Here is a 13,860-nt window from a genome sequence, read left to right on the forward strand (position 1 = left end):
AATCCCGTACGGGATACCATTGTTTTTACAGTGTTTTTTGGCGATATGCTTCCAAAAAATGTTAGTTTGCGCACTATCGCGAGGAACATCGTACACTCCTCTCGTGGCACACTGAACAAAACCACTTAAATGTGGCAAAGAACCACTATCTGAAATCGCTATGTGCTGATTTTAATCTCAACATCCATGCATTAATGGTTCCAAAAGCAAGTTGTTACGCTGCATCTCTCTCTTGATGTTTCCAGCTAGATCTGGGTTCCCGATCGATGAAACCAGCCGCTTTATGGCCATAAGCAGGATGGTAAAATCCATTGATGAGATCATCTCCTCGTCTTACGGTTTTACTGTGACGCGCTTCAGCACCCCACGCGCCTGACGAGCCTGTTAGGAAGTTGGGCAGGCTTATCCTGCCAGCACTTGAGCGGGCATCCGGCTCGGAAATCTGCTCTTTCACCATTCGTATGGCGCCACTTTATAGCCGCCACGAGCTTTGCACTCAGAAACTGGCCTAAGATGAGCGGATAACCGACGTTCCGCAGCGTTGCATCAAAAATATTAGATAAACCATCAATCACACTTGCCTAAACCTCAGAGCAACGGGACTGCCTGATTATTTTGGTAGCCACCCGCGTCCACAGCCCAAGGCAGATGACGTGCCTGAAGTAAAAATAATCTTTAATCAGATATACTCCGCCAGCACACCGGGCAGAGTGTTCAACGCCTGCATGAGCAGAATTTTGAATATCGAAGCCGGATCAAACACCCACATCTGCCTTTGTCCCATCGCGGGATAGGTCAGCACCGCCCTCAGGGCAGACAGAAGCACTTCGAGCGAAAAAATCTTTCAAGTTCATTACCAAAATCACGCTGCTAAGAATATTATTTTTAATATCAAAGCAACATAGCCGCCTCATTCCATTCCTCTTCACATAAACAGAAGGAATGGAATCGTAGAGATATTTCCAAAGCTAGAGGGGCTTTTTTTCGAACCCTCCAAGTTTAGAAAAATTTATAAAGAAAGAAAATGAAACATAGAATTACTGATAGACTAGCCTATATGCTGGCGCAGCACCACAATACGTATAAAATTCACGATACTACGAGCAAGCAAAAGAAGACTATGTAATGGCTTGTCTGAACTATAATTTCCCCAATGTAACCATGTATCACTTCGTCCAAAAATCATTTCAATAATATCACACTCTTCCTGAATGCTACGTGCTTGCCATGATAAACGAACAATATGACCATGACGATTTACAATAACTGCTGGGATAGAAGAAAAAATTTTATCCTCAGAATTTTGATATTCAACCACAATTTCTTTTAACTCATCTGGTAAATTTCCAGATACTTGCAGCGATAGCCCCCCTTTTGAAAGGTCAACAGTAACCGCCTCAAAGCGCTGATGGTTTACTGGGTCAACCACCGTTACTGGCAAGCGCGCTGAAATACGTGGCGTGCGGCGTATTTGCCGCCGCTCATAACCTACACTGACCGCCGCCATAACCACCAAAAGATTAGCCAATACCCAGAGTAAATTCATCATGTAAGTTTGTGCAAGATCTGAGTTGCCGTGGTTTACTATCATACCCACGCAACCAACAATACTTGCCAAAATAAGTAAAACGACAACTATCATATTAGGTGTAATAATTTTCGTATCTAGATAGTTATGTGTAATAAGACCGCCCTTAGCCGTTACGTTAAAAGAACCACCTTCTGGAAAGAAAAGAGTCTTTAAAACGACAGGAGCCAAGAAAATGGCGATAGCTGTTTCATAGACATAATTCCAAATTGAGTAGCGCCAACGCCCCTGCACGCGTGACTGGGTCATAAAGGATTGTATTAAATGTGGGATAGCATAGGTCATAACAGCCAAAGGTGTTGTATAAATAATGTTTTGTCCAAAAAACAGAAAAGATAAAGGTGCTATAAGAAAAACAAGACGCGGCACTGGAAAAAAGAAATGCAAAATAGCAGAAAGATAGCATAACCTTTGCCCAAGAGTGAGGCCACGCCCCAAGAGAGGATTATCAACCCTGAAAATTTGCACCATACCACGTGCCCAACGCATACGTTGGCCAATATGTAGTGCCAGATTCTCGGTTGCCAGCCCCCCGGCTAGTGTCATGCGCAGGTAGGCTGACTCCCAGCCTTTTCTTTGCATTTTAAGAGACGTGTGAGCATCTTCAGTAACGGTTTCAACAGCAAAACCACCTATGCTTTCAAGCGCTTTACGACGCAAGACAGCACAAGAGCCACAGAACAACGTTGCATTCCAAAAATCATTACCCGGCTGCACCAAGCCGTAAAACAGGTTGTTTTCTGGTGGAATACGCTCATGCGTATCAAGATTGCGCTGAAAAGGGTCTGGTGAATAAAAATGCTGTGGTGTTTGAAGCAATGAAATACGTGGATTTTTATGCAGCCACCCAATGGTACGCACAAGAAAACTTTTAACTGGAATATGGTCACAATCGAAAACAGCAATTAAATCACCACTACTTTGAGATAATGCGTGGTTAAGATTTCCTGCTTTTGCGTGAAAATTATTGGGACGCGTTAAATATTCTACCCCAGCTTCTTGTGCAAACTCCTGAAACGAGTTGCGTCGACCATCATCTAAAAGATAAACGGTAAGTTTATTCTCTGGATAATCAAGAGCTTTAGCGGCAAGAACTGTACTTCTCACCACTTCCAAGTCTTCGTTATATGTAGGTATGAACACATCAACACTCGGCCATTGGTCATGATTATCTGGCAGAGGATACTCTTTACGGTTTAGCGGCCATGAAAGTTGTAAATACCCCAAGAAAAGAATGATCCAAGAATAAATTTCTGCGGCAAGCAGAGTCAACATAAGGAATGTTTGAATAGGATTTTCAAAGCTTAGGGTATAAAAAAGACGCCAGAAAATATAACGAAGTGACACAAACGTAGAAAGACCGATCATTAACAATCTTGCTGCGGGGCCGGTTTTATTACGGATAAAAAGCGTGGCTAAAATAAAACCTATGCTCAAATAGATTTGAGAAATGGGAGAAATAACAGCCTGACTTGTTAAAATAATGAAAAACACCCCCACAATAATAAGGAGATAGGGGTAAAAATGTGAAACATTGTTTTTAAAAGATATCATAATAAATATTACCTAACGCCGCCGACCGTTGCTAAAGTGCTGTGACCTGTTTTCAAGAGACAATACAAACAACACCACGATTACGGACGTTCTTGTTGCAAAATTTCTGAGACAGACGGCCATAAGAAGTTAGCCAGTTCGACTTGACCCGCAGCTGTAGGGTGCGTGAAATCATTATGCCAATAGGTCGTGTTATGCAGATCAAACAACGGCATACCTTGGCTAAACGGATCGACAACCACATTGGGGTGCAAGCTACCATGGCTCAGCGCATCTACAAGCTGCTGACGCAAAACGGGATCTGTCTGACTTTCGGAAACAAGAATGACATAATAGCTCATTTTTTGAAGCGTATCTACAATTTGTGCTAAATTATGAACAGTTTCCGTATAGCTTATTTTATTTTGTGGCAAATGGTCATTAAAGCCGCCAAAAACAATAGCTATATGTTTATCTGACTGTGCCGCGATGGTTTTAGCCGCTGGCAACATAGCAAGCATATGCCGCGATGTAGCGCCAGAAACAGCAAGATTATAGCTTTGATACTGCCCTTTTTGCTGCATAAGCCATGGCCAGTTTTGACCATCTGCCACAAGATAACCTTCTGTGCGACTATCGCCTATTGTCACAACGGCTGATTTACTTTGTGGTGTTTGCTGCATATGCAATGCAGCAGAAGCATGAAACATTTGGATACGGTGCGCACTGTCTACTGCGTTAGCCAGCACAATACCTGTCCATAGCCCTGTGTTAGGCCCTTGCTCAAACCACTGGCCTCCATCTGCATTATACCCAATATACCCCCCTTGTAGAAAGGCCGCACTTTGCTGTGTGTGCCCAACACTTTGCGTGTTACCCGACTGCACCGAATACGTTGTCTTATGTGACCATATAGAAAATACAGAATTTGTATTATTAACAACGAGATTTAAAATCTGATCTGGGTTAAAAGGATCAGAAACATGAACAAAGCCATCGAGCTGATAGCCGCCAAAATAGACTTTAAGCTCATGCCCCGCACCACCTTGCCCTAATAGCAGTGGCACTGGGTACGCGGCATGACCCGAGTTTGACGATGAAAAACCACCTATTGTGCCAAAAAAGAAGTTATTGGCAGAAACTTTCATTGATGAGGGCAGAACAAAACCACCCGGCCCGTTTGCTTCCCCCCATGAAAGAGCCTCGTCCTGACCGACTTTGACTTCTCCTACATGCACAACTTCTTTGCCTGTTGTTGCGAGTAGGTGGTTTCCATGGCCAGATTGATCATACACTTTGAGAACAGTTGCTGAGGTTCCGGCATCTCTTTGTTGTAAAAGACGGCTATCGAGATGTCCCTCTTGTGTAAGAGGCAACGTGACGACCTGTGATTGCCCGTGAAGGCTTAACCTGACATCAAGAGCCGGCCCGACATACCCTGAAACCAACCGGGTCGTGCCACCTGAAAACACAACACCTTCACCCAAATAATCTGTAGGGAGGCCAGTAATTTGTAATTTCTGCCAGTTAGCAGCATTACGACTAACAGAAACAGCAGTCCATACCGTACCACAAGCCTGCCATAGATCATCCACCTTAAAGCCATGCTGGCTATCAGCACGCTTACTTGGAGCGAACGCAGCATCATACCCACTACATGTTTGGGGAAGCGCCAAAGGCGCGGCAGAAGCGATAGAAGCCAGAAGCCCACACGCACATGGCACTATAAGACTAATGTAAAACTGAGCCTGCTTCATGGTAATGCCCCTTTTATGGTATGCTATGCTCTGGGTTGGGTCGGTATTGGCCTGCGCTCCATCACTGGCTGACTAAAACCCATCCAACGTGTAATGCGCTAAAAGCATTCCAGTAACTTCTGACCAGCTTCCTGCCCGGCTATAGCCAATTTGTGCCCCTAAACGGAGCGACGGCGTAATTTGGTACACAATACGGCCCATAACATTACCCGCAGCCCCACTGGCAGATTGTGCACCTTCTGTTTTGATACCTTGGGCTTGGGGCTGCAAACCATCATTAAGGGGGAAGTAATCAGCAGCATCGCTATGATAATGCTGGAACCCTCCTTCCCCACGGAGCAGCCAAGTCCATCTATCGTAATGGCCCTGCCAGGTTACAGGCACCATAATGGCATAATACCCTTGCGGCGAGAAGTAACCGCCCTGCCCCCAGCTAAAGAGATAGCTGTTACGATGATAATCATAATATGAAAAATCTAGGCCAGTACGTACCGTTTGCCGTTTTTCTTTATCCTGCCACGCAATAGCGTTAACCCCGGCCTCTACATCTAACTCTGTATTACTTACCACATGCGTGCCATCTAGGTAGGCAAAACCAGCCCCGGCATATAACGACCAGAGTGGGTGCCCCCACTCTAGCATGCCATGGCCATAGTCTCTGGTAACACCACCCCATTTGTGGCCATACACGGGGTCTCTCTGGCCAGCATAGGAAAGCTCACTATCTGTGACCATGCGCCTGCCACCACTCATACGTAGCACGAGGTTACGCGTAAGGTGCGGAGCAAACTCTAGCCCGCCAACAATATTAACGATTGGAAAACCAAGCGGCGTTGAGCCTACATCTGCACTGAACCAGCGGTTAACGTAATTAACGTTTAACCCTATACCACCTGCAAATTGATTGGAGATTTTACCATGAGCATCCTGTATCGGCCCCTGACAGAAAACAGAAGAAACTGTAGCACATTTACCCAACTGATGATCACTATCGGGATGACTTGACAAATTACCAGAGAATAAAAAAGTAGGTGATATGGAGAAAGAAATGCGGTGGTTCCACGACTCAAAAGGAACACTCAGCGTAACTGGATCGGCTAGTTCTGTGAGGCGGCTCATTTCTGCAACGCCTGAACGGCTCCTGATGAAAATATTTCCGTCTAGCTGTGTAGAAAGAGCATCATGTAAATGAACAATATTACGTTGTGTCGCTTCTTCTGCACTATCTTCTGGCAGGTAGTGCGCACTGCTTGGTAATAAAACACCCTGCTGTTCTTTATAACTACCCTCAATAACTGGCCAACGATAATCTGGCCTTAGAACATCACTTACCTCACAAGCATCGCTCTCGTTATCTGCGCATTGCAGGGTTTGTAAATGTTGAACAGCTACCTGCTGCGCACGCATATCATCCCGCGCTGACGCACTTTCAGCAATAGCTTGCCACGTTTCACGCGCGTTGGGGGCCACGGTTTGCAGCCGCTGTGAAAGGCTGTCTGCCATTGAGGTATTATCCGCCATAGTAGCATCATGCACAGCGGCGCCGAGAACACGTGGGTTATCTGGTTTTGTTTGCAGCACTTTTAAGTCTTCTGCCAAAGCGCGCTCGGGCATATCTTGCGCCGCATAAACACGCGAAAGTGCAAGACGAGATTCTAAAGCATCTGGGTGCGTTGCAATAAAATGCTCTAACGTGAAACGTGCATCTTTAGAGAGACCTTGGCGTGCAAAATTATCAGCTTGGATAGCAACAAAACCATCTTCAATTTTGCTCCTTGCCTCAGCTTCCTCTGTAGTTGGCGTTGTGACCTGAGCGTCAAAATCATTTAAACACCGTGCGATATCCTGCCTGACCCGTTTATGAAAACCTGCTTTGCCGGGCATAGCCAGAATGCGTAAATAAAGCCCAGCGAAATTCAGCCTTTGTGACGGAGAAAGCGCCTGAGCTTGTGCCTGCCCTTGTTGTAAAACCGTATAAGCACCAGCAATATCATCATGCTTTATAAGAGCATCTGCTATAAGAAGGCTTCTGTAACCACTTGTGTCTGGTTTACGTGCCAACGCTTTTAAGCCGGCCACTGCATGGGTATCATTTTGTTCAATGGCACTAATATCTAACCCTGCATTCGCCCGCTCAAGCAGTTGGTGCATATCTGGCGAGAGTGCAGTACGCGGCATACGCTTAAGCAATGCGGCCGAAGTTGCAAAATCGTTTTGCCCATCAGCATAGATAATGCCTGCCACGAGCGCTTCCTGAGAAGGACGCGGGCGAGAAACAGCCTCTTGCATAACGGCTTGGCCTTCTACGGCCTGATTATTAGCCGCTAACGCCTGCGCTAGTTTAAGGCGTACCCATGCATCCTGCGAGGTAGCCGCCACAGCTTGCCGAAGAAGGGCTATACGCTCGTCAGCATTCGTTTCCTGCTCGGCTTGTTGCACAAAACGTGCACTTTGCACGCGTGCCATCAAATCTGGGTGGCGGTTACCACTTTGCCACAAAATATCCTCGGCTTCTTCTAGCCTGTTATCTTGCAATAAGAGCGTAACTAACGTGACCAAAGCACCAGTATTGTGTGAACCATGCGCTAAAGCAGCACGGTAGGCCTCTTCTGCTTCAGCACGGTGGCCCTCTCGCATTTCAAGTTGTGCGCGCAAAAGGAGAGCATTTTCCTGCTGGCCAGACTGTTGAGCCAAGCGAGCAATATTTTGCCGTGCCTCATCATACCGGTGAGCCATAATAGAACGGGCAATTTGGGCAGAAAGCGGGTTATTACCCGCCATACTTTTCTTTAACCCCACAAGGGCACCCTGCCATTGGTTGGCTGTCGCTGGGTCTGCCGCCATGGCTTGCTGGAAGTAGTTTTCTGCTTGATGCCAATTATGCTGTCTTTCAGCAATAAGGCCCAAACCACCTAACGCTGCGGCATCTTTATCGTTATAAGACAAAGCATTCTGAAAGCCCTCTGTGGCGTCATCAAGCCGGCCGGTATTTAAAAAACTATACCCATCAACACGGGAATTATCGGCATCAAAGCGTTTTTGTACTTCGCGTGCTTTTTCTAACCGGTCTGCTATTTCTGTATCTTTAGGGTGTTGAGAGAGCCATTCGTAATAGAGCGGTATGGAACTACCTCGAATAGCTTCCCATAAAAGCGTTTGTCTCCATGCAGCATAAGCCTGTTGGCGAATACGTGGAGAAATATCAGATAAGGCCAGCCGCTTTAACCCCTCCAGACCAGCCGGACGCGATGTTTCACGGTATGTAAGAATACGATTATACAGCAGGTGCATATCAAGGTTTTTAGGGTCATGCTGGAGCATACCCTGCAATTTTGTAACGGCCTCTTGATAGCCTAAAATAGTTGAACCCAACACTGAGTAATATTCCAACGCCATATCTGGCGGTGGCTTACCCGCAAAAAGCGCTTTATAGGCCATGGAGGCCTGTAGCATTTTGCCCGTTGCCGCTATGGCACGTGCTTGTGCAAGTTTATCTTGGTTAACAGTTGGGGCATCCAAAACGTCGTGCAACTGTTGTGTATACGTACTAGAAACACCCGCCGCCTGCATAAGGGAGAGAGTTTTTTCTGCCCCTGTGATATCTCCCTGCCGCTTTTGAATCGTGCCAAGCAGTAAAAGCGCTTGTGGGTTATGCGGCTCTATATTAAGTGCCCGCTCTACGGTGTCTAACGCATGCTCAAACTGCTGCTGAGAAAGCCAATATTTGGCTTCTGAGACAAAGCGAGACACAAGACCTGCCTGTTTTTGGCTTGGGTCTGACACCTTGGCAGCTATAGGCGTGTAAGCCGTTTGCGCCAATGCCAGCACTGACAGATGCGGGACATACGGTGCTACGGTTAAAGCCCCGACACACAAGGCAAAACTCTGTGCGTGTTTCAGCATAGTTCTACGCGGCAGAAAGGATAATGACGGAGCGTATCTGTGAGGCATTTGAGCCACCATATCTCTCAATGCACGCGTGAAACAAAAGAAACCCATGATAAAACTGCGGCAAGCAGGCCACATAGTCCAACCATGAGCAGGCCACCCCGCCGTACAGCAAGGGGGTGTGCCGCTTTTTCGTAAGCGAGAAGGGGGCGCTCTAACAGCATATAGCTAAGGCTACCTGCTACGAGAGCGCCTAAAAGCACCAACGCCATTTTTGCCCCATATACAGGTGCAAAGTAGGAGGCACAGACAATAGCAGGCCAATGCCACAGATAGAGCGAATACGAAATAACCCCTATAGGTGAGAGAATTTCTAAAATTCGCCGCGTAAAGGCATCTGGCTGCATAATAATAAGCATCGTTGCAAGACAAGGAAGCAGCACCATAGGAGAAGGTGATGCAGCGCTAAGGTCGTAAAAAATACCGCATAACAGCAAAACACCTAGAGCCACAGCATACCGCACGGCTGAAAATAGCCGAGACTGCGGTAAGGGAGGCAGCAACCAAATGACAGTGCCGAGCGAAAACTCACATAACCTAGAAGCAAGACTATAATACGCAGCATGGTCTGCTTTATACGTTGCAAATAAACTATATAAAAAAGACCCTGCCAGCATAGAAAAAAGGAGAATTTGTCTATTTTTCAATTTTGGCAACAGCCATGCAATAAGAAAAATGACAAGGTAAAATTGCATTTCTAATGAAAGAGACCATGTGTGTAAAAACGGATAAGCTATACTTTGTCCTTCAAAATACCCAACATGATGGCTGGCCCATGTATTTGATAAATAAATTAGAGCATACGCCCCATTTTGAGCAATATCTGCCCGGTCGCTGGGGAGCACCCACCACAGCATAGCCGCTGAGACAATAGCGACCATACCAAGTAGAGCTGGCAAAAGACGATAAAGACGACGAAACACAAAGCGCTCTGCTTGAAAGGGGTGCTGCATAAATGCTGAACGCCCCATAAAATACCCGGAAATGACAATAAAAATATCAACTCCGATAAAACCACCCTTTAGCCAACCAGCATGAAAAAATATGACCAAAAGAATGGCTAGACCACGCAAGCCATCAATATCCCGACGCCTATTGCTTGGGAATAAGAGTGCGCTCACTTTCTGTGCCCAAGAGGACTGAAGCTGAGAAAAAGGCATGATCTAACCACTACAATGAAAGAATAAACAAAGCCACCAAGAGTAGAGGGTATGTGCAAGCCATACCCACAAGACTTTATTTTTTACGCAGTTTTTCAAGAACAGGTAGTGTTTGCTGCACAATACCCGCGCCCCAAATTTTGTAACTAGCTGGCGTTAGGTGTACGCCATCAATAGTTTTGGGAGCGCCTGGCTGCATCAGCTTTGTGCCATCGATATACGTACAAGGTGAAACTTCATCTTTTAAGAAAGTTGCCATTTCTTGTGCACGTTTATCTGTCTTGGCATATCGTGGGCTGTATTCACCCCATGTTGGGCCAATCCAAACGCAAGCAGTGTTATTAAGGCTCATGGTGAGTGTTTTCACCTGCTCATCAGCCCAATTTTTGGAAATTTCAGCTTGTCCATACGCAGCCATGGTGTCACCCAAAACAACCATCACTACATCGGGGTGCCATTTTTCAATTAAGGAAGCGATAGGCGGTGGTGCTGTGGGAACCATGCTTGGAGCGGTCACTGGTTCTGCCCCAACACGCGTATAGGCGCCGCAGCCGTTATTAGGGTTAGGTACAACCCAGTCTGCGGCAGTAGACGAGCACACACCATAGGTTACGACTTTTGCCCCTGCCTGCGTGTAGGCCTCTGGCAGAATATTCAGCAATGAATCTTTAAAAGTAACATGACTATCGCCAATAATCAGCAAAGTTAACCCTGCAAGAAGCGTGCTCATAACTCTAACCTTTTCTTTCCATGCAACATCTGAGTAAAAAATACTCTTCCCTTCAAATAGTCATTCTATGAAGGGAAGAGGTAAGGAGAGCGCTCTTAACGCGCGGTATCCTTAAGGTTCAATCGGGTCATCCTCTTTTGCCAAGCGGCGTTGCAACCTGCTGCGTGCGCGATTACGCAGCCATTTTGCCGTACCCACTGTCACCATACCAACGCCGAGCAAGCCCAAAAGACCCAAGAGCACCATATGACGCTCAAGCAACATCTCAACACGCAGCCAGAGCGGCAAATCTCCTACGCTGTAACTATGCGCATTACGATAATTGGTAAGAACCGCCCCATTTTTAATAACTAAGTCACCTTGTACAGCCGGTAGGGCCTGTTTATCCCGTAGGCTTGCGACCATTTCCTTAAGTTGTGCAGATTGGTCTGCCAGAATAGCCACAACAGATTTATGATGCGCGAGTGGAGATTCTCCACCGATTAAGAGAGAAGCCTTAACAATAGGTGTAGTCAGCAGGGGCTTAGCATTGTTGTTTTGCCCTGCACCATCTTGATCTTGGAACAGATACCAAAGCCCATCAAGAAAGTTTTTTTGACCAAGACGGACAGAGGCACCATCAACTTCATACGCAGAACGAGAAAGCAACTGCTTAGCTGCACCAAGCTGGTCGAGCGAAGACAGAATAATAATGTCTTTAGTATCTAATACACCACTCAGGTCTGCACTGGATGCTACCTCAATACCCACAGTAGGATACTTTGTAGAGGCCCCTAAGAAACCCATAAGGTCAAGAAAAGCAGTTGCTGTTTCCATATCGGGTTGAGGAGGAAGCACAACCACTGTTTGCGAATAATCTGCCATTTTTGAAAATGGAAAGGCAGACCCTGCAAAGTATGATAGATCTGGCAACCTTGCGTAGTGATAGGTGTTTCGGAAGTCCAATGTTGAATTAGCATCAACCTCTGCAATGAAAGCGTCATTGACGCGACGGCACGCACCCCGGTCTATGGGCAAGACATTAAAGCTGAAATCGAGCTGATTCCGCCCACCAAACAGCAACCATGGCGGCACAGAAGCAGCGAGTGCGAGCGCACCAGCATGCTGCTGCGGAACCTTTTTTGTAATTTTATCCCACATACTATCTGCAAAGAGCGGGAAGCTTTGTATGTAGGCATTATTTACCAGAACATCGACCCGGGCCCCTTCATGCTCGAAGGCTTCTGCTGCGGGTGTTCTGATATGCAGGTCTAGCGGGAAACCGTGTTGCCGCCAGCGGAACAAATCTGGCGGTATCTGGAACGGCACCTGAATACCGATAGGAGCGCCACCTTGCCTTTGCAGGTCTGTTGCAGCAATCAGCTCTCCCAACCGCACAGCACGATCTGTTGGCACAAAAGCTGGTGCATCGTACGGACGCCGTGGTGCCAAGCTAACATCATTAACAAGGCGTGACGGGACATCGCCCAACGTATCTGAGGAGAAAGCCAAAACACGCGCAGCTGTTTCAACTTCTGATTTGTTTCTGCCAGTAACGACTAAAACCGTGCCCCATTGGTCGTTGGGGTTAGGGACTTCAAACAGCATTGGGCCGGAAGGCATATTGCCGTTACTATCAATTGGCAGATTTTCACCAACCTCGATAGCGTTCCCTTGTGCTGGAATAGTTTGAGTAACGGGAAATGACGTACCACGGAAATCTGCCAGCTTACCAAACCATGATGCAACAATACCGGCAGCCTTCAGGTCTGTTTGCCCATTATAATGTGGGAAGACAAAAGGCACACGCACAGTATTGCGCATATATTTTTCAAAAAATGGGTTTGGCAGACGGGAAAGTCTACGCACAGGTGGTAGTTTTGAGGTGGTGATAATAATTTTAGAAAGGTCTGATACACGCGCCCACAACACACCATTATGGAGGTCGTTACAATCGCGCCGGTATTCCCCCGCGAACAGAAAATTAAGATGACTGAGACGTGTAAAAAAAATTGGGTCTATATCAAACACCAGTGGCCCAAAACGCGAGTTTTTGGGGTCTACCTGTACTGTGCCAATATATTGCTCATTCAAAGTGAGAGTAAGACTACTGGCTTCAGGCAGCAAAGAAGGAGAAAGAGCGCCATCAAGCACCACTTGCGCCCTCGTAACGACCTCATCAGAAGGGAGCGGGATATCAAACCCTTGGAGTGGCGAAAACCCACGCAAAGTCATGGGGCCAAGAACGCCTAAATCTCGAAAGGTAAGCGTGCGGGTAATGGTTGATGTATCAACCGTGGCTTCTGGACTACCGTAGGGCATAACAGGAGACACTGCGGGGGCCTGCGGCACCACGGGTGGGGGCGGCACAACCATAGCGCCACTTTCTGGCAGCGTTGGCGCAGGGAGGTCACCCCCTTGTTCTCCCCCTGATCGGCTTGGATAACTTGACGCTGCTGGTGCCTCTACACGGCCTGGCTGGACTGGTAGAGCCTGATGCAACGGCATACGCGCATTAGGAGACACATCTGAGGCAGCAAGCGGCTGGCTTGGGCGTTCAGGCACCTCATACTGCGCCGAATCTGATACCGGAGCACCCCATGCAACAGCACAGCTCCCCCAGCCCATATTCATGACGATTCCGCAGGCACCGAGAGGCCAGATCAACCGAGAAGTTATTTTTAGCACGACACTATTCTTTCCTCTGAGGTGAGGTAAAAGCCTGTTTTGAAAATTCATCAATGTACGTCTTGAGTCTGAAATAAAAACTCATAGTAACGGCTCTCTTTGCTTGTGGCATGTTGCAACACAAGCCGCAAGGCAAGCACTCTGGTATTCTGGTATACCATTCCGCCAGACAACACTTCTGCCCACAGAGGCCATACCAGCACAATTTAAGATGCTAACACCAGCACCATACAGCGCTATTAGGGGCATTTTCCCGCAAGAAAAGGGCTGTAGCATGCAAGCATCCTAAATTTATTGACTAAGGCATATTGCTTACGGATGTGGCATAGAACTACCAACCGAATTTGCGGGCCGCTTTATAATTGACCTGACCAACCACAGAATACTCCCATTTGGGGGGAGTAATTGAATAATTAAAATATATTTAATTATTCTTTTTTTAAGTGAAGTGACTTTTTTGTTGCTACTATTCCATAG

6 protein-coding genes are annotated in these 13,860 nt (G+C 46.8%); all 6 read right to left on the reverse strand.

The window, feature by feature from the left end; all coding sequences use genetic code 11:
• Positions 1–1,048: 1,048 nt before the first annotated feature.
• Complete coding sequence (bcsA, locus tag Abor_RS08350) at positions 1,049–3,142, reverse strand: UDP-forming cellulose synthase catalytic subunit (protein WP_052946401.1); 2,094 nt, start codon at positions 3,140–3,142, stop codon at positions 1,049–1,051.
• Positions 3,143–3,222: 80 nt separating this feature from the next.
• Positions 3,223–4,878 carry an SGNH/GDSL hydrolase family protein gene (locus tag Abor_RS08355; RefSeq protein WP_052946402.1) on the reverse strand — a complete coding sequence of 552 codons (1,656 nt, stop codon included), beginning with the start codon at positions 4,876–4,878 and terminating at the stop codon, positions 3,223–3,225.
• A 72-nt stretch (positions 4,879–4,950) separates the two neighbouring features.
• The gene (locus Abor_RS08360; RefSeq protein ID WP_048841413.1) at positions 4,951–8,781 is read right to left on the reverse strand and encodes a cellulose biosynthesis protein BcsC; all 3,831 of its coding nucleotides are present in this window, start codon (positions 8,779–8,781) and stop codon (positions 4,951–4,953) included.
• 65 nt (positions 8,782–8,846) lie between these two features.
• On the reverse strand, positions 8,847–9,986 hold the full coding sequence (locus Abor_RS08365; RefSeq protein WP_048841414.1) for an acyltransferase family protein: 1,140 nt from the start codon (positions 9,984–9,986) through the stop codon (positions 8,847–8,849).
• Positions 9,987–10,062: 76 nt separating this feature from the next.
• A complete protein-coding gene (locus tag Abor_RS08370) occupies positions 10,063–10,716 on the reverse strand; it encodes an SGNH/GDSL hydrolase family protein (protein ID WP_048841415.1) in 654 nt (217 codons plus the stop codon).
• A gap of 111 nt (positions 10,717–10,827) precedes the next feature.
• Positions 10,828–13,329, reverse strand: a complete 2,502-nt coding sequence (locus Abor_RS08375) for a cellulose biosynthesis cyclic di-GMP-binding regulatory protein BcsB (protein ID WP_052946403.1) — start codon at positions 13,327–13,329, stop codon at positions 10,828–10,830.
• Between the last annotated feature and the right edge of the window lie 531 nt (positions 13,330–13,860).

Origin of the sequence: Acetobacter orientalis (assembly GCF_000963965.1) — a bacterium.
Taxonomy (GTDB): domain Bacteria; phylum Pseudomonadota; class Alphaproteobacteria; order Acetobacterales; family Acetobacteraceae; genus Acetobacter; species Acetobacter orientalis.